This window comes from Desulfovibrio ferrophilus (genome assembly GCF_003966735.1).
GTDB classification, from domain to species: Bacteria; Desulfobacterota; Desulfovibrionia; order Desulfovibrionales; family Desulfovibrionaceae; genus Desulfovibrio_Q; species Desulfovibrio_Q ferrophilus.
In genome coordinates this window covers 2525606-2550233 of record NZ_AP017378.1, presented here as the reverse complement: position 1 = coordinate 2550233, position 24628 = coordinate 2525606, and the positions used below count along the sequence as shown (strand labels likewise).

Sequence of the window (24628 nt, the reverse complement as noted above, 5' to 3'; positions counted from 1 at the left end):
CCTGTGATGTGTTGGGATCAGCGCTGGCTTCAGGCTAGCGCAGGATGTCACGGATGGTGGCGTTGGCGCCAGAGACACGATCCGCCAGCAGGCTGACCACGAATCGATGCACGGACGAGGCAATCTCGGGACGTTTGGCCTGCAACAGGTTCATGACCTTGGTGGACAGCTTGTACAGCACACAGTTTTCCGCCGCGATGATGGAGGCTGTGCGTGGGGCCGAGGTGTAGAGACCCATTTCGCCAAAGACCGTTCCCGGTCCCATTTTCTTCAGGCGCAGTTTTTTGCCACCTTCGAGTTCGAGTTGGACGTTCACCATGCCGCTCTCGATGAAATACATGGCATCAGATGGGTCACCCTGTGAGAAGACGGGCTTGTTCTTTTTGACCTCGATGCGCTTCAATATCTTCATCAGCGCCGGGATGTACTTCTGCTCCGGGAAGATGGGGGCCAACAGCGAGGGCAACGCCTGCTGCTTGATGGTCAGCATGTCTTCTTCTTCCAGGATGCGGTCTTCGGCCCATTCCAGAGCGTAATCCATAGAAACGACCGTGACTGAGCCGCCGTAGGGGTCGTCCAGTTCACACCCTGCTCGGCCCAGCTGCGCTTCCAGCTCAAAGGGCACGTTGGTGAAGATGAGGATGAATTCGTGGCGCTGTGCCATCTGCTTGAGCTTGATGAAGCTGATGGCTACCGAGGAATCAAGTCCACTGATGAAGGTGAAGTCCAACAGTACGAATTTCAGGGGCAGGCGTTCTTCATCCCTGGCCCGGTCCAGAATCATTTCCAATAGATTGTTGGTGGTGCCCATGAAGATGAACCCCTGCAGGGTCATGGCATAGATATGGTCGCCCTTGGTTTTGAGCATGGCGATCTGTGTAGGAGCACGGTCCACGTTGCTATGAAAGTGGGCCCCGGAGATGTCGTGTTTGACCACACTCACCGAGCCGTAGCGTCCGGCTGTCACCAGCATGGCCAGCCCGGCTCCCATGGCCAGTCCGGGCAGCAGGCCCATGGTGGAGGTGAGCAGGAAGATCAGGATCAACAGTGCGTAGTCGCCTTTTTGGGTGAAGCGGGTGCGGGTTTCGATGATCCAGCGCCACATCAGTCCCAGGCCCAAAGCAAACAGGATGCCCGCCGGGATGAAGCGGGGCAGATAGGGCAGCAGTTTGTGTGAGAAGGCCAATGCGCTCATACAGACCAGGGCCACGATGAATCCGGCGATCTTGCCATGTGCACCGGCACTGCGCCGTGCAAGGCTGCGGTCCAGCGACAGCGCGCCCGGCATGCCGCCCGCAAATCCTGTGAAGATGCTGCCGAAACCAAGAGCCGTGAATTCACGGTTCAGATCGATGGGGCGCGAGTCCAGCACCTCCATCTCCGAGACGCGAATCATGGTCGAGGCCAGAACCAGTCCGGCCAGGGCCGCATAGTGTCCTGCGTGATCAAGAATTACGTTCCAGTCGATTTGTTTGAGAAAGCCGACGTCATAAACCTGTAACCAGAACAGGTCGGGTTCGTGTGCGGCGAATAGCCAGCCCAATTCGCGGGCCTGGGCCAGGCCGATGCCCTCGTAATGCAGAAATCCGAAAAGGCCGCCCATGGACAACAACAGCACCGAGGCGATGACATAGGCGTTGTGAATCCAGCGGATGCAGATGAATAGGACGATCCCCAGCGCGGCGGCGGGGGCCCACTTGATGCAGAATTCCATCTGTGCATATTTCATGAACAGTTCTTCGAGGCAGGCATTGGTGCCCAGGGCAAGGTTGAAGGCCTGGATAATGATGATCAGGCCAATGCCTGCAAGGACGCCACCCACGGCCTGGATGGGCACGTAGCGGATGAAATCTCCACTGCGGGTCATTCCCGCGGCCAGCAGGCACAGGCCCGTGAAGACGGCGGCCACGAAGACGGAGGCCAGAACTGTGGGATACAGGGCTTCGGCAGGGCCAGCGCCCATCTGGTGGTAGATCGAGCTGGTCAGCAGAAAAAGGAACAAACCGGCCATGGATTCCGGTCCGGCAGCGGAGCAGGCAATGCCGCTGCGAGCAGCCACGACCATGCTCATGATGATGGCGCTGATCAGCGCCATGCTGATGGCATGATGAAAATTGTCGGCCAGTGGCCCCTGGGAGAAGACAAGCCCGGCGATGGCGATGGAGATCATGACGGTGACGATACCAGAGGCAAGTCCGGCCATGATGTTCTTGGCGGCGCCTCCTTCGAAAATACCGGGTTGATCGCCCAGCGGGGCATCCTTGCGGGTCAGCTCTTCTTCGGGAATGGCTTCATGGCGTCGAGCAGGTTCGGGAGCAGAGTCTTCGGGGACCATACCGATGACATCTTCAAGGGCCAAATCCTCGGCCTCGGCCTGTACGGTAACGACTTCGTTGCACTCGGGGCAGCGCACCTTGGCGTCAACATAGCGTTCGGGAACCTTCTTGGAGAAATCGCATTTTTTGCATTTGAGGATGGCCAAGGGATGAGCTCCTTCTCAGGGATTTTCATATCTATAAACCGCTTGAAGCGAGTTGTGCAACTCTAGCTCTCTACCCTATCGGATTATTGACGGAAATCTTAAAAATCAAGTGAAAGCATATATTTCTCGATCCTGTGACTTGAGTGTACGATAATGATATGAATATTCAGAATCCCAAGGGGATAGGGGGAGTGTCTTTTCTTTGAAAAGGGGTTGACGCCAAGTATTGATGTGGATATAAACGCTATCAATAACTTTTACCAATAAGAATCAAACCTAGGAGAATATCACGATGTCCAAGACCGAAAAGAATCTCAAAGATGCCTTTGCTGGCGAGTCCCAGGCCAACCGTAAGTATCTTGCTTTTGCTGCCCAGGCCGAAAAGGAAGGGCTCGCCACTGTCGCCAAGCTGTTCCGCGCCACTGCCGAGGCAGAGACCATTCACGCCCATAATCATCTCAAAGCCCTGGGCGCTGTGGGCACGACCGCCGAGAATCTGCAGGCTGCCATCTCCGGTGAGACCTTTGAGTTCGAGACCATGTATCCGCCCATGCTCGAAGAGGCCATTGCCGAGGGCAACAAGAAGGCCGAGCGTGCGTTCCGTCTGGCCAATGACGCCGAGAAGATCCATGCCGACCTGTATCAGAAGTATCTGGATGGTCTGGACGCCAAAGCTGATGCCGAGTTCTACCTCTGCACCGTGTGTGGATACATCCACGAGAACGATGCGCCGGACTCCTGTCCTATCTGTAAGGCGGCCGCTAAGGCCTTTGTCAATCTCGGCTAGTTTCCGATCGTCCTGCGACGCGCGATTGCGGCGTTGCTTCAAAGGGCCTCAAACCCTCGCGTATGTCTTGATACGCATCGGGCTTGAGGCCCTTCTTGCGCCTGGCACTCACACGCCGCAGAACGATCGGTTTTCGGCGATTTGAAAAACTCGCGCCTTGCCAGCACGGTTTCTTGACCGCCGACCGCGGTAAGAATTTCAAAGGCTCAATCCCTTGCGTGTAACATGCGTAAGGGGTTGAGCCTCTTTTTGCATCACGTTGCTTTCTTTATCCATAAGCCCATTCTATCTCAGCGGCTCAAGGTTGCACTCACACGCTGCTGAACAATCGGGGGAACAGAAAGGAATTGAATTCACGAAGAGAGTAAATAGATGGTAGGGTAGAAATCCCTTTTGCCTGAACTCAGCTGGAGGATACCATGGCGCAACCCGAAGAAATGTACCGCTGTCAGACCGTGAACTGTGGCTATATCTATGATCCGGACCGGGGCGACCGCAAGGGCAAGATTGCGAAGGGAACGGCCTTCGAGGACTTGCCGGACACCTGGCGCTGCCCCATCTGCGGCGGCACTCGGAAGTGCTTCCGACCCATGGCAGGGCCGGGGTCTACTGTGCCCGCCGATTGCGAACTCCCCACCGATTCTTGACATGTAAACAGGGCGTCTTGCTGGGAGATGGGTGCTAGAGAATGGGGTGCGTGGCGTTGATTTTGGTTTGACAGGATGGATTTTGAAATTTGATAGAAAAGGACCCCTTAGAGGGGTCCTTTCAGAAACTACCAGCCACGATTTCTTGCTGTTTCTGCAGCTCGATTAATTACTTGCTCTTGAAAGTCGGCTTGTTGGCTTGCAGCTTTGTCTTTTCGGAAGTTTTCGAATGAGACAATTTTGCATGCGTCGTTAGTCGAATACGCGGATGAATTGCATGCTTCCTTAGTTTTCTCGAAAGATTTTATCTTACGATTATTCATGCATCCCTACCCCTCGTTATGTATATACTAGACTGATCTTATGCACATGATTGTGATTTTTTCAACAAATAAATTTGCCAAAGCGAGTCAAGCTCGGGAGTGTGTTATCGAGGTTCTGGGTTGCAGGCAAATATTATCTCCTATGAACCTCATCTACCGTCTGAAGGATTCCATTTTCATTGTCCTCTGTGGTGTCAATTTGGCTTATTATTTTAGGTTTGGCTGTTAACGGGTCGAGTTCTAAATAGCACCCGTTACGCTTACGTTCTCCAGCCTCAAAGAGTCTGAGGTAAACTCGAGGTGCGATTCCTTCGAATTGATTGATTCTAAGGTGATTTGTGCCATCGCCTTCCGGCTTGTCTACTCTGATTGAATCGTCGTGGATATGGATCGCAAGACTCTTGTCGTATGGTTCAATGTAGTAAACCTGTTTGATTCCGGATGAAACTATGTGCCTCGCGCAGTTGTGACAGGGAAATGTTGTGCAGTAGAGAGTAGAGTTTTTTATCCCATTACCACCATTGCGTGCGGCTGTCGTTATGGCGTCCATTTCAGCATGTATTGCTCGTGAATATTCTGTTAATCCTTCGATTTGAGTCAATTTCGAAATGATTTCTGATATTGTTTCAGCGTCTTGATCTGGCAAAATTTTAGATATTATTGATTCTGCATCATTCTTAATGTCTTCTTTTATAGAAGAGTTTTTGCATTTTCTGTTGAATCTAAATGCACATCGGTTGTCATTGACTCCATCGTCATGCGTGTATAGCCCCCCACCAAATTTAGGAACGTCATTTCTTCCGACAGAAATGATGTCACCATCTTCTGTGACGATTGCTGCTCCTACTTGTTTAGAGATACATGCTGAACGACAAGATGATGCTTGGGCGCAACACATCGCAAATTCAGCTTTGGTTGGTGAATGTGCATTAATTCCGAGAAGAAGTTCAATGAAACGAGTGAGTTTTGGGTCTATATTTGAAATATGGTCGCTGCTGTTTTCAATGAAAAAATCAGATTTACATAAAACCTTTGAAACTTGAACGCCCAATTTATCTGCATCTTTGCGATCTCTGTTTATTATTTCTGAAACAACATTGTCGGAGATGCGCTTATTGATTGAGAGCCTATTTCGTCTTTCTTCTTCAGGGCACAGGACACCAATGAGGAAAAACCTATCCCCATATGTGGCCCGAAGAAGTTCAAGTTCTGATTTGTGCTTAATATTATCAATAATGCTTACCGTGCGTATTTCATGGTCTTTTTCATTGCCCGGGATAACTGGTTGAGATTTATCGGCTTCGATGTGGTCTGAAAAAATTTCAGCTCGTAATTTTTCTCTTTCTGTTCGAATTTTGACAATAGCTTCTCTGGCTAAGGCCTCTGGGCCAAATTTTGTTCTAATATTTAATCCAGCTTCTTGTAGTTCCTTAATGCTACTGCCTGCATCTGAAGATGCTATTTCAATTTCAGAAAGGTTTTTGATTATGTCGGTGATTTTAATTGGTAGGACATTGTAATTATAATTTTCAAAGTGCTTCGATAATTTTTCAGTGACAGTTGAAATTCCGCAACCAGCAAAGCCACATAAGGCAATAACGATTTCTTGCGATTGTCTTTTTCGAATGCGTTCTGCATCACTGGTTAAGGATTTTTTATTAGAGACAGCTTTTACGATTTTGGCAGCCTTCATGTATTAATCCTCGCATTTTTATAGTGATCCAGATGCACAGCCTTATGATTAATCATTTGGTTTTAGATATCAGTTTATAATTGTACTGTCTAAGGTTGGGTATTGAAAAAAGGAGAGATGTTGTTGAAAAACTAGCTATACAACGACTACACATGCATCGGTGAGTGCCGATGGCTTGTCATTTTGTAGGGTTTTGCGAGAAGGAGTAATCCTCCATTCCACGCAAGCGGCTAAAAAAGTGTGCGGATGCAAGGCGCAAAAAAACCGCCGAGCCCGATGCGTACGAGAGGTACGTGAGGGTTCGGCGGTTTTTAATTGCAACGTAGCAGACGCGCGCTTTTCAGCCGCTTGCCTAGCCGCCGAGGTAGGATTTCTGAACCTCAGGATCATTCATGAACTCTTCGGTGGGGCCTTCCTTGAGCACGTGTCCGTGTTCCAGCAGGTAGGCCCGCTGGGCGAACTTCAGCGCCATGCGAGCATTCTGTTCCACAAGCAGGATCGTGGTGCCCTGATTGTTGATCTCGCGCAGGGCGGCGAACACGCGCTTCATGAGCAGTGGTGACAGGCCCATGGACGGCTCGTCCAGGATCATCAGCTCGCGCCCGCAGATGAAGGCACGGCCCACGGCCAGCATCTGCTGCTCGCCGCCGGACATGGTCCCGGCTTTCTGGTCCTTGCGTTCCAACAGCCGCGGGAAGATCTCGAACACGCGGTCGATGTCGCGCTTGACCTGATCGGTGTCCTTGCGGGCAAAGGCGCCGAGCTTCAGGTTCTCGTGCACGGTCAGGTTGCCGAACAAGCGGCGGCCTTCGGGCACGTGCGAGATGCCAAGCTCCGAGACGACCTTTTCAGGTGGGTAGGACCTCAAATCCTTGCCCTTGAAGGTCATGGTGCCCTGGGTGATGTTGGCGACCTGTGAGATGGCGCGCAGAGTCGTGGTCTTGCCCGCCCCATTGGCACCGATGATGGTTACGATCTCACCTTGTTCAATATGGAAATCAATGCCTTGCAGAGCACGGATATTGTCATAGGAGACGTGGAGATTCTCAACCTTCAGCATTAGTCTTCCTCCCCGCCCAGATAAGCCTCGATGACCTTGGGATGGTTCTGAACCACGTCCGGGTCACCCTCGACCAGTAACTCACCAAAGACCAGCGCCTGAACGTGTGTACACAGGTCGCGCACGAACTTGAGCCGGTGTTCGATCAGGAAGATGGCCAGATTGAAGCGTTCGTGCACCAGTTTGACCACATCGATGATGCCCTGGAGTTCCTCCGGGGTCATGCCCACGGTGGGTTCGTCCAGGAACAGGACCTTGGGTTCAGTGACCATGGCGCGGGCCATTTCCACCCGGCGCTGTGCGCCGTAGGGCAGGTTTCCGACAAGGTCGTCCGCATATTGGTCCACACGGAAGATCTTGAGGTATTCCATAGCCATTTCGGTGGCTGCGGCTTCTTCGCGGTTACGCTTGGGCGTGTCGAACAGTGCCCCAATCATACCATAGGTCAGCTTGGAGTAGCGGGCCATCTTGACGTGCTCAAGCACGGTCATGTGCCGCCACAGGCGCATTTCCTGGAAGGTGCGCGCCAAGCCCAGGCCTGCGATTTCGCTGGTGCGTTTGCCTCGGATGGATTTGCCCTCGAAGAACACGTCACCATCAGTGGGCGTATAGATGCCGGTGATCAGGTTGAAGATAGTGGTCTTGCCCGCCCCGTTGGGGCCGATAAGGCCGGTGATCTGTCCCGGTTCCAGGGTCAGATTGTATTCATTGACGGCGCGCAGGCCACCGAAGTTGTGTCCCATGTTTTTAACTTCAAGAAGTGCCATGCTACTTCTCCTCCCTGGGGCCGAACATGCTGCGGATATTGAAATCCCTGAAGGCAAACAGTCCGGTAGGCCGGTAGATCATGACCAGGATGAGCAAGAGCGGAATGCAGATCCACTTGAAGATACCCAGCGGTCGCAGAGCCTCGCCAAGCACGCTGATGCTCACGGCGCCGATGATGGAGCCGGTCACGGAGTTCAGGCCGCCAAAGTAGACCATGGCCAGGACCTCGGCCAGTTTCTGCACACCGAACATGGCGGGGTTCACGTAGCGCAGCACGTGAGCGAACAGCCCGCCCGCCACACCGGCCCAGAATGCTCCGAACAGGAAGGCGGACATCTTGGTCGTGCGGGTGTTCACGGTCATGGCCTCGGCGGCGGACTCGTCGTCACGCACGGCGTTCAGCGCCTTGCCCATGGTCGATGTCACGAAGTTGTTGATGATCCAGACACCGGCAACAACGACCAGGAAAACCACGGGCAGTGTTGCCCAGTCCGGCTGGCTGGAAAGGCCGCGTGGGCCGCCCAGAGCCTGGACGTTTTCAAAGAAGCTCTTGACGATGAACAGGAATGCCAACGAGATGATGGCCAGATAGTCGCCACGTGTCTTGAACGACGGGATGGCGATGATGAGTGCCCAGAGGGAAGCCATCAGTCCACCGAAGATCAGCGCCAGGGGGAAGGTCAGGTAGGCCTGAGCCCACTCGAAGACCGGGCTGCCCAGGACCTTGTCATCCACGAACAGACCCACGGAAAAGAGCGAGGCTCCGTAAGCGCCCAGGGCCATGAAGCCCGGATGCGAGCACGAGAATTCGCCCATGTAGCCGTTGATGATGTTCAGGGAGAGGGTGAACAGGATGGCGATGAGCATCAGCTTCAAGGTGATCAGTCGATAGTCACTCATGCTCGCCCAGAAATGGAACACCGCGAACATGATCGCCAGATGCACGGCGGCGGTGACGATGAGTGGCATGTGGGACATCGCACGTGAGATGCCGTTGCAGGCGCTACCCGCGACCTTGAAGAACAGGGCCATGGGGATGGCGAAGATGCACAGTACGTAGATGAATGCGCTGGGAATGTTCAGCAGTTCTCTTGCCATGAAGGCGTCGCCACCGCGCATGGATTCGATGATGCTCGCGATGACCTTGAACGTGGTGTTGATGCCGAATAGCACGGGAATTTTATGCAGCCCCATGGCGTTGGCAAGCCCGAGGCCGAAGCTGCGTTCCAACAGAACGCAGATCAGTCCGCCCAGGAGCCAGGCCAACATGGGGACGCCAGTGAAGAAGCGCCGGATGGGCCCTTTTTTCTGGCTGGTGATTGTATTGTCTTCCATTATCATTACCTTTTCGGGTCGAGGCTTGTGGGGTGAAACGATTACAGGCGCAGTTTGGCGCTATAAGACTCACCGAACAGACCATGGGGCCGGTAGACGAGAATGATCAAAATGATGGAGTAGGCAATCAGGTCACGCAGGTTCGAACCGATGTTCATGGCGAACACCTTGTTGATGACCATGATCAACGGCACGACCATGATTTCGATGAACCCGAGCATGAACCCTGCGATACAGGCGCCCATGATGGACCCGCGGCCTCCGAGAATGGCGGCCACAAAGGCCTTCCAACCGAAGGTGACTCCCATGTAGGGGTCCAGTACGGGGTAGGCCAGGCTGAACAGGATGCCTGCTGCGGCGGCAAGGGCGGAGCCGATGCCGAACGTCATGGCGGCAATGGTGTTCAGCGGCACGCCCACAAGGGGCACGACGGCGAAGTCATAGGCCATGGCCCGCATGGCCATGCCCCATTTGGTCCGCATGACGAATTGGTGCAGCGCAAGCATCAGACCGAGGGAGATCAATACAATCATGATCTTCTTGTTGGTCACGAAGACTCCACCCAGATTATAGGTCTCTGACTGGATGAGCTGCGGAAATTTGAGTCGTTCGGCACCCAGGAAGATCAGGTTGCCCGTCTCCAGGATGATACCGATCATCAGACCGGTAATGGCTGCCGAGGCGCGCGGTGCATTACGCAAGGGGCGATAGCCAACCCGCTCGACAAAGACACCCACGAATGAGGTGAGGAACATCGAGATCAGGATGGTCAGGGTGAGGATGACCCAGCCGGGCAGGATGGCCGTAGCGCCAGTCCCGACCAGTGCCAGGAGTGACATGGCCACTCCCAGGCCGATGTAGGCTCCGACCATGAAAATGTCGCCGTGAGCGAAGTTGAACAGCATCAGGATGCTGTAGACCATGGAGTAGCCCAAGGCGATGAGGGCGTAGAAGCTCCCCCACTGCAGGGCATTGACCAGGTTTTGGAGAAGGAACGTGATAGTCATGCAAATGGCTCCCAGAGGACAGGCCGGAGGCGCTTGTGCCCCGGCCTTGGATTGTCGGCGGGTTGTCCTGACCCGACACGACGGCGATATCAAACATGGCGGCCCGCGTTTGCGGGCCGCCATTGTGTGAGTCGTATTCTACGGGCAGACAGACTTGTGGAAGCTGAACTGGCCAGCATCGTCGATCTGAACCACCACAGCGCACTTGATGGGGTCACCTTCGGGGGTGAAGGTCATGCCACCGGTGATACCGGGGAATTCCTTGACCTTACCAAGGGCCTTCATGACTTCGGCGCGGTCAGCCTTCAGGAAGCCGGTAAGCTTGGCGTCCTGGATGGCCTGCAGCATCAGGCGAGTGGAGTCCCAGGTCAGGGCAGCCACGTCGTCAGGAGTCTTGCCGTACTTGGCCTTGTAAGCGTCGATGAATGCCTTGGTGTCACCCTTGGCGCCGGCAGCGGCGTAGTGGGTGGAGAAGTAGTAGCCCTTACAGGCATCGCCACACAGACCCATCAGATCGCCGGAACCCCAGGAATCGGAGCCCAGAATGGGCTTGTTCCAACCCATTTCACGGGCGGCGTTCACGATCAGGGGGATCTCGTTGTAGTACTGGGGAACGAAGATGACATCAGCGCCGGACATGACGATGTTGGTCATCTGCGCGCCGAATTCCACGTCCTTGGTGGTGAAGGTCTCGAAAGCAACAACAGAGCCGGGACCGTGGATTTCCTCGAAAGCGGCCTTGAAGAATTCAGCCAGACCCTTGGGGTAGTCAGAGGCGATGTCGTACAGGACGGCAGCCTTCTTGGCGCCCAGTTCCTCGGTGGCGAACTTGGCAACAACCGGACCCTGGAAGGGATCCAGGAAACAGCCGCGGAACACGTAGGGACGGTCCATGGTGGTGTTGGGGTTGGTGGACCAGGGGCTCACCATGGGAGTGGCGTAGTTGTTGGCGATTTCGCCAGCGGGTACGGCCTGCTTGGAGGACTGGGGCCCGACAATGGCGAGCACTTCGTCTTCGGTGATCAGCTTGGTAGCTGCCTTAACGGCGGATTCAGCCTTGGATTCGTTGTCTTCGTAGACGAACTCGACCATGACCTTCTTACCACCGACCATCAGGCCGCCGGCACCGTTGATTTCTTCCTTCAGCATTTCTGCGGCGTTCTTGGAAGACTGTCCCACATCCGGAATGTCACCGGTCAGCGGGATGTTAAAGCCGAGTTTGATGCTGTCGGCAGCCAAAGCAACGCTGGCCATCATAAAGACAGCGGCCAATGCCATTGCAACAACGCGTTTCATAACTGTACCTCCTCAAAAGTGAAATGTTCGCAACTGACGTCCTGCCGAAGTAACTGAAAATATATAAAATGGAAAGCCGTCGAATTATTCGTTTTTGCAAAAAATACGGTAGGTTGTACGCTCAAACAGTGACAAAAGCGAAGGTTATATATGAAAGTGTTACAATTCCGGGAAGTTGGGTGTATACAATTTTGTTAATAGGATTTGTTGTGTTTGTGCAAAAAAGAGGTTCCACTTTTGTGAAATGCGCAGCGAATGGGCGCTGTAGGAGCGGCGTGCGGAGTTGTCAGCAGGCGGGAATTGGGGTAGCTGAGGTCCGTTGACAGCAGGCCTGAAAAGGTTTGTGATTTTCAGGAAGGAGCAATGCATGTCCGATGAAACACGCAGGATTGTATTAGAGCATTCGGCTGCCGGGTGCGAACTCCGGGAAAAGTATTTTCGGGAGTCGACCGACAAGGTCGTGGATGTGGCACGCATTATGGCTGTGGCTCTGGCTCGTGGCGGGAAGATGCTGTTTGCAGGCAACGGTGGTTCAGCAGCGGATGCCCAGCATCTGGCCGCGGAATTCGTGAATCGTTTCCTGCTGGAACGGCCTCCGTTACCCGCTGTGGCCTTGACCACGGATACTTCCATTATTACCGCTATTGGCAACGATTACAGCTTCGATCAGATTTTTGAGAAACAGGTTCTGGCCCTGGGCAACCGGGGTGATGTGCTGGTGGCGATTTCCACCTCGGGCAACAGCCCGAATCTGGTGCATGCCCTGCGTGCCGGACGCGAGCGTGGGGTGACCACCGTTGGTATGGTGGGCCAGGGCGGTGGCGAGATGGCCCCGTTCTGTGACCATCTGCTCATGGTCCCCAGCAAGCAGACCCCGCTGATCCAGGAGGTCCAGATCACCATCGGGCACATGTTGTGTCGCCTGGTGGACTATTACCTCTTTGAAGCCGTGACCGAACTGCAGCCCTATCTTGAGGGCGAATAGTCTCACGGAGGAATTGATGCCTATTTTTGAATACAAATGTGACAAGTGCGGCAACGAATTCGAGGAAATCGTCTTCGGTACCCCTGGTATCGTGAAGTGTCCGGCTTGCGGCTCCGACAAGACCGGGAAATTGATGTCCTGCTGTCGGCACAAGGCCGGTGGCCCTGCCGCTGATCTGGGTACCGCCCCGGCGGCGTCTGCTGGTGGCGGCGGTGGTTGTGCCGGGTGTTCCGGTGGCGACTGCTCTTCCTGCGGCTAAATCGTCCAGAATGATCCAATGACCTTGGTGCTGCGAAAGACATTGATCCTCATGTGTTTCATATACACTTCGGCCCAATGCCTTTTTTGCACCTCGTTCTTGAACCATTCTGAACAATTTCGCCAGAATGTTAGTGGTTAGACTTGAGGAATAACCTCTGGATACCCGTGGGTTGATTCTTCTGGGCCTACCCCCAAATCACTCTGGGCGGTCAGCAGGGCCGGCGATTTTTTGGGATGTGTCACTGACCGGCTAGTAGACAATACAAATAATGGATGTTTGCCCTTTGACGGCATACCCCATCAAGCTATCGGGAATACTCAATGAAAAAGATCACCATCGCCACGCGTGGCAGCAGACTCGCTCTGTGGCAGGCCAATCACATCAAGTCCCTGCTCGAAGGTCAGTATCACGGCCTTGAAGTCGATCTGCTCAAGATCAAGACTACCGGGGACAAGATTCTTGATGTTCCTCTGGCCAAGGTCGGCGGCAAGGGCCTGTTCGTGAAAGAGATCGAGGAAGCCCTGCTGGATGGCCGTGCCGATTTGGCCGTGCACAGCATGAAGGATGTTCCCACCGAATTACCCGAAGGGCTTATTGTGGGTGTTATCCCCGAACGTGAGGATAATACCGACTCGCTGCTGTCCGTCCATTACGGCAGCTTGGCCGAATTGCCTCAGGGCGCCACTGTTGGAACCTCCAGCCTGCGCCGTGGCGCACAGGTCAAGGCGCTGCGTCCAGACCTGGAAGTGCGTGACCTGCGAGGCAATGTGGACACCCGTCTGCGCAAGCTGGTGGAAGGGGAATACGACGCCATCGTCATGGCCACTGCGGGCATGAAGCGTTTGGAACTCGAAGCGCCCAAGTCCTCGCTGTTGGCACCGCCCGAATTTCTGCCTGCCGTTGCCCAGGGCGCTCTGGGGATCGAATACAAGGCTGATGGTCCCATGGCAGAGATGCTGGCCTTTTTGAATCATGAACCTTCCAAAATTCAGGTTCAGGCTGAACGTGGTTTTCTGACTGGCCTGGAAGGTGGCTGTCAGGTCCCCATTGCCGCCTATGCGGAGCACGACGGGCAGACCGTGCACCTGACGGGCTACCTGTCCGATACCGATGGTTCCAACCCTATCCGCATGGAAGCTGAAGGTCCGGTGGCTGATGCCTTCGAGATCGGTCTGGGCTTGGCCAGAAAGGTGATCGAGGCCGGTGGCGACGAAATCCTTGAGCGGGTCTACGGCGAATTGTAATCACCCGGAACCGTGCTCCTGATCCATCAATAGTTCCGCCCGTCCTGTCATGCACAGGGCGGGCGGTTATGTTTGGAGGCCCGGGCCGGGTCTGCTATGATGTCTGGAACAGGGGAGTGACTATGTATAGAATCATCGCGGCGCTAGTGCTGGTCCTTGTATTGGCAGTGCCTACCCATGCCGAGAACACGGGAGATGTCCTGCTGCAGTGCGTGACCTTGAAATGGGATGCGGGCAAGACCTATCCGCCTCAGGTCAAGGTCGAGGCCTGGGTCTTTGGCAAGTCCGTGGCAACGGGGCTGCTCGACCAGAAGAATTCAATTTTCGAATTTGAATTCGAGGACGGTTTCGTGGTTGCCAAAGGCAAGGTCTCTGCTTCGTTTGTCGCTTACGATGGCAAGGGCAAGCTCAAGCTGGAGTCCATGGAAGCCGGATGTGATTTCTCGGGAAGCTTTCCCCTCAAACCCCGGCATCTTGCCGATTTCGAATTCGAAGCCAAATTCGATTACTGATTTCCGGTTCGCTCGTAGATGTCTTGAGACTCAGCGTCCCTGCTTCAGTGGAGATTAAGAGCAGGGTGTCGGGATGATTGGACCAGAAGGTCGTCTGGCAATGAAAAGAACAGGCCCGGGAATATGCCCGGGCCTTTGTTGTGTCGAGTGGGAAGAGTTGCCTAGGTCAGGCTGCCTGTATTCATGAAACTGCTACCTCCGACCTGGGCCCCAGCTCCCTGCTGATCATCGTATAGCTGTTGCAACTGCGATTGCAGTTGGGCCAGCTCGGACTGTTTGAGTGCCAGTTGCTGCTGTTTTTCTTCGGCAGACAGGTCACTGGACTGAATTTCGCTGATTTCGTCCTGCAATTGCTGGATACGTTCTTTCAACTGGTCGATGATGCTTGTGCCCTCGTCTTCCGAAGTATCTCCCGAGCCTCCCCCCAGCCCAGCCTTATTCAAGAGATTGTCAAAGGGGTTGTCTTCGGCAGCCAGCTTCTTGGCCGTTTCGGAGAGTTCGATCACGTAATCCCGCATGGGATCTCCCGTGGATTCCTCGACGGGCTTGGCCACCACAGGCTCCTGCTTTTTGCCCATGGTGAATGACAGGGCTGCATCGAGCATAGCATCCAAAGAAATTGACGGCATGACGGACTCCTCTCGATATCCTATCGGCGAGTTCGGTCAAAACTTGAGGGAAACTGTTGAGTCAGGGGGGCAGAGAGCAAAGAAGGGCGCCCGCAGGAGCGCCCTTGATGGAATGGGTGGGAGTGATCGGCTACAGGCCTTTGCGTTTTTCGGCGGCCTTGGCAGCGAAATCTTCAATCTCGATGAGATAAATGGTCTTTTCTCGCTGGTCGTTCATGCGAAATTCGATCATTTTCTCCTGCTCCAGAGTTTCCAGAACCTTGTCGATGGTTTCCTTGTTGGTATTGAAGGAAGAACTCAGGTAATTCAACGAGTCGAGATAGTTTAGGTTTCTATTTCCGTGTTTACCAAACAGGGTGAACACATTACAGATTCCCACAAAAATATTCGGAACACGCAGGGATTTGCTGGTTGCTGTCTTCAGACGGTGTACCAGCACGTTGAGCAGTGTGGAGATCATGGGTGGGCTTTGCCTGATGTATTCCTGAAAATCGTCGTTCTTGATTTCGACAACCTTGGAATCTTCGAGGGCCACAGCAGTGGCTGTGCGCTTTTCGTCACCCAGCAGGATGGCCATCTCGCCAAACATCGAGACGGGCTTCAGGATGGCGAACACTTTCTTTTTGCCGTCCATCATCTTGGAGATTTCAACGCGCCCTTCCTTGAGCAGATAGGCGGAGTCCCCTTTGGACCCCTCACCGAAGATGACGGAGTATTTGAGAAAGTTTCGAACCAGAAAAGAGCTTTTTGGGCTGGCCATGCAGACCTCCTGCGCGCATCGTGATCATAAAATGATCGCAGCAAGGCGATCGAAAATCATCTCGAATATAGCGGGTTTCCGCTGTCGCGGCAATGGGGGAAGCGCGGAGAGGGGAAGGGCAGTTAGAAACGGGTCATGGCGCCTTCACTGGCAAAGAAGACTTCATTCTTGCCGCGGTCACCAGTGAGTTTCATGCGGTAGCCAAAGGTGATGAACAATTCGTTTCTGGTGGGAAGAGTTTCGGGTTTTAAGCGGAATTCGAAGCCGATGCCCGAATCCCTGTCCAGAGAGCCAGGCTCAAACACGCGCAGGTCCTGCGCGATTACCTTGCCGCTGGCGTCGGAGAGATAGGCGGCAAACCAGATGTCAGCCACTTGATTGGCCCAGGCGGGGATGGCGTCACTCAAAGGAAGAGCCGAACCGCATACGCTGAACTGGTCATTGGTGGGGACGATACGGTAGTCGAAACGCCAGAACTTCATTGCCAAACTTTGATTGGCATCCAGAGTCCAGGGCTGCCGGGCAAGGTGCTTGACGTTGGTGCTGGAGCAGCCCCACAGGGCTGTCAGGCTTATGATGATCGCAAGGCAGGCGATCAGGCGTTTCATCGGTGCTTCCAAGGGCTTAGGTTGTGAGCTTAGGAGGACCTTGCACCATCATTTCGGCAAGAGTCAAGTTGACTTTGGGCAGGCGAGCCATGCGAGAACCCAGGAAATCCATCTCCAGCTTGGCAAGTTCCCGGTACAAGGGGGTGCGGTCCAGTGGGTTTGCACCGGCCTCGTTGGGAAAGCGGAAACAACCGGGGTATTCGTTGAGTTGTCCCATCCGTCCGGCCAGCACGTGCGGAACCCCGTGCAGTCGGCAGATCATCAAGCGATGGCGATACAATCCGCACAATCCGTCATCGTTCAGAGGGCACATGGCCGAAGGCCGTTCGCCCTTGTTCAGGGAGTCCTGAGCGGCATGGACATAGTCCTGAGCACGGGTCATGTACTGCTCGCGCTTTTCAGCGGGCAGGTCATCCAGTCCCTTGAACAGAAAACTCCACTCTACATAAGTATGGTGCTGGAAATAGCTGGTGCAGCAGTTGTTCTCGCAGCCCTGACAGGTAAATCCCGTCTCGCCTACGGTGGTGTCGTAAGCCTGTTGCATGCGTGCGTACAGGGCTTCCAGGCGGCGGAATACGCCGGTGCGGTTGCGTTTCATGATTTATCCTGATGGGCAAGCCAATCCGCGATATGCCTGGCGCAATCCTCGGGGGACAGGCTGGCGGTGTCCAGCGTGAGGTCGGCGATCTGCTCGTAGAGCGGCTTGCGTTCGTTGTAGAGATCCTGGACGGTCTGCCCGTCGGCGATGGCAAGGCCACGTCCCTGGGCGCCGCCTACACGAGCACAGGTGGTCTCAACGCCGGGGTCGAGATGGACCAGAGGACCAAGTGTGTTCAGGCGCGCGATGGCTTCGGCTCCGTAGATGACGCTGCCGCCGGTGGAAATGACAGCACGCTTGGCAAAAATCTGCGTAACGATTTCCTCTTCGGTCCGAATAAAGCTCTCGCGACCGAGAGCATCGAAGATATCTTGCAAAGGGCGGCCAAAGAAGGACTCGAGAAGGTGGTCAGTATCCATGTGGGCCCATTGCAGATGCTCGGCCAGGGCCTTGCCCACAGTGGTCTTCCCTGCACCGGCCATGCCGATCAGGGTGACGCAACCTTCGTCTGTCTGTCTGGTGCTGAAAGCTACCATTTCGTTCTTCCTGTGTGGTCATTGAGCGGGGTGTGGGATGCCCTCCCCACCCGGCGTGGAATGCGGTAAAAAACAGGCCCTGTCAAGGCTTCCCAATCCGGCAGGCAGGGATTAGCATGGGGTCATGGACATTCGAATGACACCCTTGGAGGTGGCTCGGGCCCTGCAATCGGCCATGGAGCGGGGGCTGATGGGCAGCGAAGATACAAGTCTGATCATCTATGATCTCGACCGGCTGCGTTCGCGATTGCAGGAAGCCAGACAGGCATTTCCAGAGGGCACATTGCATGCCGTGGCGGTCAAGGCCAACCCCCTCCCTGCAGTGCTGCGGCGATTGGCCGACGAGCATCCCTGTATAGGGGCCGAAGCCGCATCCCTGCCCGAGTTGGAATTGGCCCTTGGGGCCGGTTTCGGGCCGGAGCGCATCCTGTTTGATTCCCCTGCCAAGACCCATGCCGAATTGCGCTTGGCTTTAGAACGCGGGATTGTCCTTAATGCCGACAATTTTCAGGAACTTGAGCGCATGGCCGGGCTGCTGGGGGGAGCGAGCATTGGTGCTGCGAAGCTCCACGGTGGGATTGGCTTGCGCGTCAACCCGCAGGTTGGGGCAGGGGCTATCGCCACGACCTCAGTGGCAGGTCAATATTCCAAATTCGGCGTCCCAGTGAGCGAGTGCCGTGATGAGATTCTGGCCGCTTTTGAGCGCTATTCATGGTTGACCGGGTTGCATTCTCATGTTGGTTCTCAGGGCTGTTCTCTGGAGCAACTCTGTGCCGGGGTGCGGACCCTGCTCGATCTGGCCGAGGAGATCAATTCGCGGTTGCCGGAGCGGATTCGTCTGCTGGACATCGGGGGGGGCTTACCCGCAACCTATAGGGATTCCGAACCCAAATCATCCCTGATGGACTACGCCCAGGCCTTGCGCCAAAGATGCCCGGAACTCTGGTCGGGGCGCTATCGCATTGCCACGGAATTCGGACGGGCCATCCATGCCAACGCGGCCTTTGCTGCTGCCCGCGTGGAATACGTGAAAACACAAGCCGGAGTGGTCACCGCTGTGACGCATCTTGGGGCGGATATGTTTCTGCGCAAATGCTACAACCCCGGCGATTGGCATCATGATGTGCTGGCTGTTGATGGTTCCGGGCAGATCAAGGCTGGCGAGGCCGTTGTGCAGACCATTGCCGGGCCCTTGTGCTTTCAAGGAGATCTGCCTGCCCGTGATGTGTCGCTGCCGCTTCTTGAGCAGGGAGATGCTGTCTGTTTTCGGGATGTGGGCGCTTACACCCTCTCCATGTGGTCCCGCTATAATTCGCGCCAGATGCCAGCGGTGCTGGGCATGACGCGTAGTGAAGAAGGCCCGCGCTTCACGATCCTGCGGGCACGGGAAAGCGTGGAACAGGTCCTGCGTTTTTGGGAATAATGTATTTTTCAGGATACTTTTCGAGCCCATGAAAAAAAGGGGAACTCCGTTTGGAGTTCCCCTTTTGATTTGTCGAGTCCGCATAGCGAAGCGCTAGCTGCGGTCATCCGCCTGGAGTCGTGTTGCTAGGCCCGCTGCTGCTGACGTCCTCCGCCGCGGCGATTGTCGTTTGCGGGGTAGATCAGCACGCGCTTGAGCGGTCCCTCACCCTTGGAACGGGTGGCGATGCTGGCATCGTCCTGCAAGGCCAGGTGGACCAGGCGGCGATGATAGGAAGACAGCGGCTTGGTGCTCTGCGTCCGGCCCTGATTCTTGGCCTTGTCAGCCAGATACAAAGCCAGCTTGCGCAGGTTGTCGTCCTGTTTGTCGCGGTAGTCGCCTGCATCCAGATGGACGCGGACCGAAGTCTGGAACTTGCGGGCGACGATGCGATTGGTAATGTATTGCAGAGCCGTGATGGTCTGGCCCTCGCGGCCAATGATCAGGCCGGAGTTGGGCTCGTCATCGATGAGGACCTTGAGGCGTCCGGACTCCTGGCTGAAGACCAGCTTGGTTTCGCCGACAATGGGCTCCAGCAGTTTGACCAGAACCTCGCGGACAGCGTCTTCGAGGGCTTGGGCGTCAGGAGGCGTTGCCGCAGGGCGGGGATCAACGTTCTGGGGGCGCCTAGTCGGTTCGGATTGAGTTTTGCGACGAGGCTCCGGTGCGGGATCGCGCCGCGGAGCTGTCTCCTTCTCTCGTTCGGGCCGAGGGGCACGTGCCGGAGCCGGTTTGTTCTCGCGACGGGGTTCGGGCTTTGCCTCGCGGCGTGGCTTCGGTTCGCTTGCGGGCCTAACCTCGGTGCGTGGTTTCGCTTCCTCACGCGGAGTCTGTTCGACCTGCGGCTTGGCTTCCTGTACCGAAGGCTCTTCACGACGTTTGGTCGCTGCGTCACGTTGCAGATCAGCAAAAGGCTGACGCTTCTCGCGGCGCTTGGCGCGAACCACAGCCTTCTTCTTGCCCATCAGGCCGAAGATACCTGCCGATCCGCCGGAGATGATCTCGATCTCTAGTTTCTCTCTGGAAAGGGCAAAGTGCGTGCACGCAGCTTCGATGGCGTCGTCTACGCCTTTGCCCGTGAATTCCTTGAACTCGCTCATCAGAACTCCTTGCAATGATACCAGGGGGAGCTACCGGTGCCAGCCTGCGCGACGCCGTTAGGCGTCGCGGGTCAGCATCCACTGCTGGGCGATAGACAGGACGTTGTTCACCATCCAGTACACAACCAGCCCCGAAGGGAAGTTCAGGAACAGGAAGGTGAAGATGACCGGCATGAACAGCATCACCTTGGCCTGGGTCGGGTCGCCGGGCGAAGGAGTCATTTTCTGCTGCAGGAACATGGATGCACCCATGATCAGCGGCGTGACGTAGAAGGGATCCTTGGCCGAAAGGTCGGCCAGCCAGACGATGTCAGTGAAGGGCACGTGGGCGATGAACGAGGCATGGCGAAGCTCAATGGCTCCAAGCAGTGCCTGGTACAGGCCGAAGAATACGGGGATCTGCATCATCATCGGCAGGCAGCCGCCAGCCGGGTTGACCTTGTAGGTCTTGTACAGCCGCATCATCTCTTCGTTCATCTTCTGGCGGTCATCTTTGTACTGCTCGCGGACTTTGGCCATGAGCGGCTGAATCTTCTTCATCTTGTTCATGGACTTGTAGCTCTTGTTGGAGAGCGGCCAGAACACGATCTTGATGATGACGGTCAGCAGGATGATGGCGACACCCCAGTTGCCGACCATGCCGTACAGGAAGTTCAGCAGTTGCAGCAAGGGCTTGGCCAGGACATCGAAGAACCCGTAGGTCACGATGCTTTCCAGGCCGTTGGGGGTGCCTGCAAGGAAGTTCTCGCTGATGGGACCCAAGTAGTAGTTGTTGCCAACGTTTACCTGAGTGCCCTGAGCCAGATCGATGTTTTCCTTATCCATCTGGATGCGGAACAGATCGCCGGCATATTTGGCGTGCATGGCCAGGTTGCCCGCTTCGGGGGCTACGGCCAGGACGAAATAGTTGGACTGGATAGCGCCCCAGCCCACGCCATCGAGGCGGGAGACTCCAGCACCCAGATCTTCGCGGTCATTCTCGTTGTCAGTGCCTTCGGCGTCGAGCCAGGAGACACGGGTCATGTTGTAACGATCGTCAGGGTGGGTCAGGGGCTTGCTGGCCAGGGTGAAGCCCAGGCGACCCGAGATGGGGGTCGTCGAGGTGTTGGTCAGGGCGATGTCTTCCTTGATCAGGTAGGAATCGGCCTTGAAAGTCAGGGTGCGCACAATGGCCAACCCGCCAAACACACCGGAGAAGGTGACGTTGGTCTCGTCACCTTCGGAAACGGTAACCCGGGTCTGCTCGGGCGCGGCCCACTGGCCGCTGCGCCAGGAGCCCTGACCATTCCAAAGGATACCCAGCAGGCCTTTGTCCATGGCGGCGGAGGACACCAGATTCACCTGGGGAGCACCGGGCTCAATGCTGGTCGTGTAATTCTTGAGTTCGAAGTCGGTCAGGATACCGCCTGCGGAATTGAGGACGGCCTTGAACAAAGGGGTCTCGACCACCACATCCTGGCCATCGACCGGAACGAAGGCGGGAGCCTCTTTGGGTTCCGCCGGAACGGATGCCGTTGCCGGGGAATTCTGCATGGTCGCAGCCTGCTCGGCAGGCGCCTGTGCGGGCTGGGGCTGGGGGGAAAAGAAATACGTCCAGCCCAGCAGGATCAGGGTGGAGAGGCCAATGGCGATCAACGTACGTTTTGTATTGTCATTATCCATTGTTCATACCTGTGTGGATGTTGGCTGTTGGGGACCCTGCGGCCGAGTCCGGTCTGGGAGGCACGGGATCGAGACCTCCCTTGCACAAGGGGTGGCAGCGCAGCAAGCGGCGCAGGGTAAGCCAGGACCCCTTGAGAGCACCGTGAACGGTGAGGGCTTCGATGGCGTATGACGAGCAAGTGGGGACGAACCGACACGATGGCGGGAATAAGGGAGAAATGGCGCGCTGATAGGCGCGAATGAGCAGACAGAGTGCGGTTCTCATGCTCTTATTGCCTGCGGGATTCAACCCGCGGTAGGGCCTGGTGCTTTTAATGATTTGGCCACCAGTGCCGAGAGTTCTTCCTGAACAAGTGCCATGCCCAATCGTTTGGCGTCCACATGGCGCTTGGGGACTACGACGTAGTCAATGGGAGCCGTCAGTTCGGCCCTGTGCAAGCGGAAGAACTCCCTCAGGAGGCGCTTGATGCGGTTGCGACGAACCGCTGACCCCAGTTTCTTGCTCACCGCCACCCCAAGACGCCAGGTCGCCTGTGGGGCGGTATTGGGGAGCGCGAATACAATGAAATGCCTGGAATGGAATTTCCTTCCCCGCTCATAGCAGGCAAGGAACCGGGGTCGTTTCAAAAGACGGTTATCTCGCGGAAAGCTTAAGCTGATAATCTCTTGCGTCCCTTTGCGCGCCTGCGACGCAGGATGGCGCGGCCGTTTTTGGTGCTGGAACGGACACGGAATCCGCAGGTCCTTTTTCTTCTGATTTTGCTGGGCTGATATGTTCTTTTCATTTGAACTCTCCTTGAGTGGCAAAGTAAACGGCAGTAATTAACCGTTGCCCGGCGCGAAGTCAACCCCGGAGGGTGCGCGCGGCCAGCGGGTTTTCATCGTTTCGTGGTGCGAAAAGGCTGAAAGGACGCGGTATCCCACGTTCCACGATCAGTCTCTTCGCGGCTGGTCTATGTGCACCAGCGCGGCTTGCTTGTCAAGCCTATCCTGTGTTCTGATTTTTCAAACCGGAGATTAGCCGCCAATGAGTTGCATGGCCATGCGAGGCAGGGAATTGGCCTGGGCCAGCATGGCGACAGCGGCCTGGGACATGATCTGGGCACGCACGAATTGTGTCATCTCCAGGGCCACATCCACATCCGAAATGCGTGATTCCGAGGCCTGGAGGTTTTCCGCCATGATCTCCAGGTTGGTTACGGCATAGAGCCTGTTTTCCAGTGCGCCGAGGTTGGCTCGGATCTTGTCCTTGGAGACGATGGCGTTCTTGATGGCATCCAGGGCGAACTGGGCAGCGGACTGGGTGGAGATGGAGAACCCGGCACCCGCAGCGGATTGGTTGCCCACGCCCAGAGCCGAGGCCGTGGCGTTGTTTATAGAGATGTAATAGTAGTCTTCGGAGCAATCGTTACCCGAGCCGAAGTGCACTTTGAGCGGTCCGGTTGGGACGAGAGCCGAGCCAACGTGGGCGGAATTTTCGCCCGAAAGGTTGCCATTGAGCAGGTGGATGCCGTTGAAGTCCGTGGCGTTGGCGATTCTGGTGATTTCAGAGGCCATGGCCTGATACTCGGAATCGATGATCAGGCGTTGGTCTGAGTTGTAGGTTCCGGTGGCGGCCTGTTCGGCCAGCTCTTTCATGCGAATCAATTTTTCATCGATGACCTGGGCTGCGCCGTCTGCGGTCTGGATGAGGGAAATGGCGTCGTTGACGTTGCGGGCACCCTGATGCATGGCGGCGATTTCGGAGCGCATCAATTCGCGAATGGCGAGGCCTGCTGCGTCGTCCGCAGCGCTGGTGACGCGCAGCCCCGAAGACAGGCGGCTGACCGATGAGGCCAGCATGGAAAAGGCCGATCCCATATTTCGGGCGGCGTTTATGGCCATGAGGTTGTTGTTGATAACCAATGACATGTTTGCCCCATGTTGAATCGGATTGAGTGGCACGCCAGACGGTGGAAACAAAAATCCGTTACCAACTTTCCTATCGTCCATAACCAGGAAAACTTAAGGGGTGGCAGGCTTTTTCTGGAATTGAATGAATTTTTTGCAGAAGGTGGCAAGCGAGGCGTGCATGGACGACCTTGACCCCAGGCCTGCGGCTTGGCACTTGTGGCTGAAGAAACCAAAGGGAGATCGACAGATGGATAAGCCCCTTGATGCGTTCCACGAAGGAAGGCTGAATCAATTGAAAAAGGCCCTGGCCCGTAATAATTTCGAGCCATATATCGTGTCTGGTGCTGGAGCTGCGCGAACGCTGGTGGTTGACGAGTTGCTGCCCAGGATGATGCAGGACGAGCACGTCAAGTCAGCCTCCTTTGGCGGCTCCATGACCTTGGTGCACTCGGGCATTTACGAAGGGGTCAAGGCTGTGCCCGAGCTGGAGGTGCTGGATACCTATGACACCTCAGTGCCGCGTTTCGAGGTGCTCAATATACGGCGCAAGGCATTGCTTTCCGATGTGTTCCTGACCGGCACCAATGCCATTACCGAGGACGGTCGACTGGTGAATCTGGATGGCACGGGCAATCGTGTGGCTGCTCTGGCCTTTGGTCCGAGGTTTGTCATTGTGGTGGTAGGCCGCAACAAGATCGTTCCGAATCTGGACGCAGCCTTTGCTCGGATCAAGGACCACGCCGCTCCTGTGAATAGCATGCGCCTGGACCGCAAGACTCCGTGCGTCAAGACCCTGCGCTGTGAGAATTGCACCAGCCCGGAGCGTATTTGCAATACTTGGGCGATTACCGAGAAGTCGTGGCCTAAGAATCGCATCAAGGTGATCCTAATCGACCAGGAACTCGGCTTTTAAAGGCGGCTGAAAAGGGGCCGTCTGCGGTGTCACTGTGAAATAATCGAACTCTTGCGTATGTTCAGA

27 protein-coding genes are annotated in these 24628 nt (G+C 55.6%); 9 read left to right on the top strand and 18 right to left on the bottom strand.

Going from position 1 to position 24628, the window contains the following annotated elements:
- Nucleotides 1–34: 34 nt before the first annotated feature.
- Nucleotides 35–2482 (bottom strand): SulP family inorganic anion transporter, encoded by a 2448-nt coding sequence (locus EL361_RS11845; RefSeq protein ID WP_126379799.1) that lies wholly within the window; start codon nucleotides 2480–2482, stop codon nucleotides 35–37.
- Nucleotides 2483–2774: 292 nt separating this feature from the next.
- Here EL361_RS11845 and EL361_RS11840 point away from each other — a divergent pair, with 292 nt between their 5' ends.
- Nucleotides 2775–3269 (top strand): rubrerythrin family protein, encoded by a 495-nt coding sequence (locus EL361_RS11840; RefSeq protein WP_126379797.1) that lies wholly within the window; start codon nucleotides 2775–2777, stop codon nucleotides 3267–3269.
- Nucleotides 3270–3688: 419 nt separating this feature from the next.
- The gene (locus EL361_RS11835; RefSeq protein ID WP_126379795.1) at nucleotides 3689–3916 is read left to right on the top strand and encodes a rubredoxin; all 228 of its coding nucleotides are present in this window, start codon (nucleotides 3689–3691) and stop codon (nucleotides 3914–3916) included.
- A 456-nt stretch (nucleotides 3917–4372) separates the two neighbouring features.
- On the opposite strand, the gene EL361_RS11830 is transcribed toward EL361_RS11835, so the two are convergent.
- From EL361_RS11830 to EL361_RS11810, 5 genes are all read right to left on the bottom strand, one after another.
- Nucleotides 4373–5932: an anti-phage dCTP deaminase gene (locus EL361_RS11830; RefSeq protein WP_126379793.1), complete on the bottom strand. Its 1560-nt coding sequence runs from the start codon at nucleotides 5930–5932 to the stop codon at nucleotides 4373–4375.
- Between the two features lie 352 nt (nucleotides 5933–6284).
- Nucleotides 6285–6992, bottom strand: coding sequence for an ABC transporter ATP-binding protein (locus EL361_RS11825; protein WP_126379791.1), 708 nt, complete (start codon nucleotides 6990–6992; stop codon nucleotides 6285–6287).
- Nucleotides 6992–7759 carry an ABC transporter ATP-binding protein gene (locus EL361_RS11820; protein ID WP_126379789.1) on the bottom strand — a complete coding sequence of 256 codons (768 nt, stop codon included), beginning with the start codon at nucleotides 7757–7759 and terminating at the stop codon, nucleotides 6992–6994. Before EL361_RS11820 ends, EL361_RS11825 begins: the two co-directional genes overlap by 1 nt.
- A 1-nt stretch (nucleotide 7760) precedes the next feature.
- Nucleotides 7761–9095, bottom strand: coding sequence for a branched-chain amino acid ABC transporter permease (locus tag EL361_RS11815; protein WP_126379787.1), 1335 nt, complete (start codon nucleotides 9093–9095; stop codon nucleotides 7761–7763).
- Nucleotides 9096–9136: 41 nt separating this feature from the next.
- Nucleotides 9137–10102 (bottom strand): branched-chain amino acid ABC transporter permease, encoded by a 966-nt coding sequence (locus EL361_RS11810; RefSeq protein ID WP_126379786.1) that lies wholly within the window; start codon nucleotides 10100–10102, stop codon nucleotides 9137–9139.
- On the opposite strand from EL361_RS11810, the gene EL361_RS17100 reads away from it, so the two are divergent.
- Nucleotides 10092–10232: a hypothetical protein gene (locus tag EL361_RS17100; RefSeq protein WP_172961729.1), complete on the top strand. Its 141-nt coding sequence runs from the start codon at nucleotides 10092–10094 to the stop codon at nucleotides 10230–10232. The genes EL361_RS11810 and EL361_RS17100 overlap by 11 nt on opposite strands.
- 8 nt (nucleotides 10233–10240) lie before the next feature.
- Here the strand turns inward: EL361_RS17100 and EL361_RS11805 are convergent, their stop codons facing one another.
- The gene (locus EL361_RS11805) at nucleotides 10241–11398 is read right to left on the bottom strand and encodes an ABC transporter substrate-binding protein (protein ID WP_126379783.1); all 1158 of its coding nucleotides are present in this window, start codon (nucleotides 11396–11398) and stop codon (nucleotides 10241–10243) included.
- Nucleotides 11399–11765: 367 nt separating this feature from the next.
- Here EL361_RS11805 and EL361_RS11800 point away from each other — a divergent pair, with 367 nt between their 5' ends.
- The 4 genes from EL361_RS11800 (at nucleotide 11766) to EL361_RS11785 (ending at nucleotide 14401) form a co-directional block, all read left to right on the top strand.
- Nucleotides 11766–12383, top strand: coding sequence for a D-sedoheptulose 7-phosphate isomerase (locus EL361_RS11800; RefSeq protein WP_126379781.1), 618 nt, complete (start codon nucleotides 11766–11768; stop codon nucleotides 12381–12383).
- Nucleotides 12384–12399: 16 nt separating this feature from the next.
- Nucleotides 12400–12642, top strand: coding sequence for an FmdB family zinc ribbon protein (locus EL361_RS11795; RefSeq protein ID WP_126379779.1), 243 nt, complete (start codon nucleotides 12400–12402; stop codon nucleotides 12640–12642).
- Between the two features lie 323 nt (nucleotides 12643–12965).
- Nucleotides 12966–13889 carry a hydroxymethylbilane synthase gene (hemC, locus tag EL361_RS11790; protein ID WP_126379777.1) on the top strand — a complete coding sequence of 308 codons (924 nt, stop codon included), beginning with the start codon at nucleotides 12966–12968 and terminating at the stop codon, nucleotides 13887–13889.
- Between the two features lie 122 nt (nucleotides 13890–14011).
- On the top strand, nucleotides 14012–14401 hold the full coding sequence (locus EL361_RS11785) for a hypothetical protein (RefSeq protein WP_126379775.1): 390 nt from the start codon (nucleotides 14012–14014) through the stop codon (nucleotides 14399–14401).
- A gap of 161 nt (nucleotides 14402–14562) precedes the next feature.
- Here the strand turns inward: EL361_RS11785 and EL361_RS11780 are convergent, their stop codons facing one another.
- The 5 genes from EL361_RS11780 to thrB all read right to left on the bottom strand — a co-directional run bounded on the left by EL361_RS11780 (nucleotide 14563) and on the right by thrB (nucleotide 17532).
- Nucleotides 14563–15030: a FlxA-like family protein gene (locus EL361_RS11780; RefSeq protein ID WP_126379773.1), complete on the bottom strand. Its 468-nt coding sequence runs from the start codon at nucleotides 15028–15030 to the stop codon at nucleotides 14563–14565.
- A 130-nt stretch (nucleotides 15031–15160) separates the two neighbouring features.
- The gene (locus tag EL361_RS11775) at nucleotides 15161–15790 is read right to left on the bottom strand and encodes a Crp/Fnr family transcriptional regulator (RefSeq protein ID WP_126379771.1); all 630 of its coding nucleotides are present in this window, start codon (nucleotides 15788–15790) and stop codon (nucleotides 15161–15163) included.
- Nucleotides 15791–15912: 122 nt separating this feature from the next.
- Nucleotides 15913–16398 carry a hypothetical protein gene (locus tag EL361_RS11770; protein WP_126379769.1) on the bottom strand — a complete coding sequence of 162 codons (486 nt, stop codon included), beginning with the start codon at nucleotides 16396–16398 and terminating at the stop codon, nucleotides 15913–15915.
- Nucleotides 16399–16414: 16 nt separating this feature from the next.
- Nucleotides 16415–16996 carry a hypothetical protein gene (locus EL361_RS11765; RefSeq protein WP_126379767.1) on the bottom strand — a complete coding sequence of 194 codons (582 nt, stop codon included), beginning with the start codon at nucleotides 16994–16996 and terminating at the stop codon, nucleotides 16415–16417.
- Nucleotides 16993–17532: a homoserine kinase gene (gene thrB / locus EL361_RS11760; RefSeq protein WP_126379765.1), complete on the bottom strand. Its 540-nt coding sequence runs from the start codon at nucleotides 17530–17532 to the stop codon at nucleotides 16993–16995. The genes EL361_RS11765 and thrB overlap by 4 nt, the downstream gene beginning before the upstream one ends.
- A 136-nt stretch (nucleotides 17533–17668) precedes the next feature.
- Between thrB and EL361_RS11755 the strand changes: the two genes are divergently transcribed.
- The gene (locus EL361_RS11755; RefSeq protein WP_197723434.1) at nucleotides 17669–18955 is read left to right on the top strand and encodes a type III PLP-dependent enzyme domain-containing protein; all 1287 of its coding nucleotides are present in this window, start codon (nucleotides 17669–17671) and stop codon (nucleotides 18953–18955) included.
- A 125-nt stretch (nucleotides 18956–19080) separates the two neighbouring features.
- Here the strand turns inward: EL361_RS11755 and jag are convergent, their stop codons facing one another.
- The 6 genes from jag to EL361_RS11725 all read right to left on the bottom strand — a co-directional run bounded on the left by jag (nucleotide 19081) and on the right by EL361_RS11725 (nucleotide 23667).
- On the bottom strand, nucleotides 19081–20094 hold the full coding sequence (jag, locus tag EL361_RS11750; RefSeq protein WP_126379761.1) for an RNA-binding cell elongation regulator Jag/EloR: 1014 nt from the start codon (nucleotides 20092–20094) through the stop codon (nucleotides 19081–19083).
- 57 nt (nucleotides 20095–20151) lie between these two features.
- Nucleotides 20152–21756 (bottom strand): membrane protein insertase YidC, encoded by a 1605-nt coding sequence (yidC, locus tag EL361_RS11745; protein ID WP_126379759.1) that lies wholly within the window; start codon nucleotides 21754–21756, stop codon nucleotides 20152–20154.
- Nucleotides 21749–22021, bottom strand: a complete 273-nt coding sequence (gene yidD / locus EL361_RS11740; RefSeq protein WP_126379757.1) for a membrane protein insertion efficiency factor YidD — start codon at nucleotides 22019–22021, stop codon at nucleotides 21749–21751. Before yidD ends, yidC begins: the two co-directional genes overlap by 8 nt.
- A gap of 20 nt (nucleotides 22022–22041) precedes the next feature.
- The gene (rnpA, locus tag EL361_RS11735) at nucleotides 22042–22383 is read right to left on the bottom strand and encodes a ribonuclease P protein component (RefSeq protein ID WP_232034770.1); all 342 of its coding nucleotides are present in this window, start codon (nucleotides 22381–22383) and stop codon (nucleotides 22042–22044) included.
- Between the two features lie 23 nt (nucleotides 22384–22406).
- Complete coding sequence (gene rpmH / locus EL361_RS11730) at nucleotides 22407–22541, bottom strand: 50S ribosomal protein L34 (protein ID WP_126381445.1); 135 nt, start codon at nucleotides 22539–22541, stop codon at nucleotides 22407–22409.
- Between the two features lie 232 nt (nucleotides 22542–22773).
- Nucleotides 22774–23667 carry a flagellin N-terminal helical domain-containing protein gene (locus EL361_RS11725; RefSeq protein ID WP_126379755.1) on the bottom strand — a complete coding sequence of 298 codons (894 nt, stop codon included), beginning with the start codon at nucleotides 23665–23667 and terminating at the stop codon, nucleotides 22774–22776.
- A 229-nt stretch (nucleotides 23668–23896) separates the two neighbouring features.
- Between EL361_RS11725 and EL361_RS11720 the strand changes: the two genes are divergently transcribed.
- On the top strand, nucleotides 23897–24562 hold the full coding sequence (locus EL361_RS11720; protein ID WP_126379753.1) for a lactate utilization protein: 666 nt from the start codon (nucleotides 23897–23899) through the stop codon (nucleotides 24560–24562).
- Nucleotides 24563–24628 lie beyond the last annotated feature (66 nt).

Bases quoted from the DNA above. Each gene is read 5' to 3' on its own strand.
- EL361_RS11840 (WP_126379797.1), top strand. From the start codon at position 2,775: ATGTCCAAGACCGAAAAGAATCTCAAAGATGCCTTTGCTGGCGAGTCC.
- EL361_RS11835 (WP_126379795.1), top strand. From the start codon at position 3,689: ATGGCGCAACCCGAAGAAATGTACCGCTGTCAGACCGTGAACTGTGGC.
- EL361_RS11830 (WP_126379793.1), bottom strand. From the start codon at position 5,932: ATGAAGGCTGCCAAAATCGTAAAAGCTGTCTCTAATAAAAAATCCTTA.
- EL361_RS11825 (WP_126379791.1), bottom strand. From the start codon at position 6,992: ATGCTGAAGGTTGAGAATCTCCACGTCTCCTATGACAATATCCGTGCT.
- EL361_RS11820 (WP_126379789.1), bottom strand. From the start codon at position 7,759: ATGGCACTTCTTGAAGTTAAAAACATGGGACACAACTTCGGTGGCCTG.
- EL361_RS11815 (WP_126379787.1), bottom strand. From the start codon at position 9,095: ATGGAAGACAATACAATCACCAGCCAGAAAAAAGGGCCCATCCGGCGC.
- EL361_RS11810 (WP_126379786.1), bottom strand. From the start codon at position 10,102: ATGACTATCACGTTCCTTCTCCAAAACCTGGTCAATGCCCTGCAGTGG.
- EL361_RS11805 (WP_126379783.1), bottom strand. From the start codon at position 11,398: ATGAAACGCGTTGTTGCAATGGCATTGGCCGCTGTCTTTATGATGGCC.
- EL361_RS11800 (WP_126379781.1), top strand. From the start codon at position 11,766: ATGTCCGATGAAACACGCAGGATTGTATTAGAGCATTCGGCTGCCGGG.
- EL361_RS11795 (WP_126379779.1), top strand. From the start codon at position 12,400: ATGCCTATTTTTGAATACAAATGTGACAAGTGCGGCAACGAATTCGAG.
- hemC (WP_126379777.1), top strand. From the start codon at position 12,966: ATGAAAAAGATCACCATCGCCACGCGTGGCAGCAGACTCGCTCTGTGG.
- EL361_RS11785 (WP_126379775.1), top strand. From the start codon at position 14,012: ATGTATAGAATCATCGCGGCGCTAGTGCTGGTCCTTGTATTGGCAGTG.
- EL361_RS11780 (WP_126379773.1), bottom strand. From the start codon at position 15,030: ATGCCGTCAATTTCTTTGGATGCTATGCTCGATGCAGCCCTGTCATTC.
- EL361_RS11775 (WP_126379771.1), bottom strand. From the start codon at position 15,790: ATGGCCAGCCCAAAAAGCTCTTTTCTGGTTCGAAACTTTCTCAAATAC.
- EL361_RS11770 (WP_126379769.1), bottom strand. From the start codon at position 16,398: ATGAAACGCCTGATCGCCTGCCTTGCGATCATCATAAGCCTGACAGCC.
- EL361_RS11765 (WP_126379767.1), bottom strand. From the start codon at position 16,996: ATGAAACGCAACCGCACCGGCGTATTCCGCCGCCTGGAAGCCCTGTAC.
- thrB (WP_126379765.1), bottom strand. From the start codon at position 17,532: ATGGTAGCTTTCAGCACCAGACAGACAGACGAAGGTTGCGTCACCCTG.
- EL361_RS11755 (WP_197723434.1), top strand. From the start codon at position 17,669: ATGACACCCTTGGAGGTGGCTCGGGCCCTGCAATCGGCCATGGAGCGG.
- jag (WP_126379761.1), bottom strand. From the start codon at position 20,094: ATGAGCGAGTTCAAGGAATTCACGGGCAAAGGCGTAGACGACGCCATC.
- yidC (WP_126379759.1), bottom strand. From the start codon at position 21,756: ATGGATAATGACAATACAAAACGTACGTTGATCGCCATTGGCCTCTCC.
- yidD (WP_126379757.1), bottom strand. From the start codon at position 22,021: ATGAGAACCGCACTCTGTCTGCTCATTCGCGCCTATCAGCGCGCCATT.
- rpmH (WP_126381445.1), bottom strand. From the start codon at position 22,541: ATGAAAAGAACATATCAGCCCAGCAAAATCAGAAGAAAAAGGACCTGC.
- EL361_RS11725 (WP_126379755.1), bottom strand. From the start codon at position 23,667: ATGTCATTGGTTATCAACAACAACCTCATGGCCATAAACGCCGCCCGA.
- EL361_RS11720 (WP_126379753.1), top strand. From the start codon at position 23,897: ATGGATAAGCCCCTTGATGCGTTCCACGAAGGAAGGCTGAATCAATTG.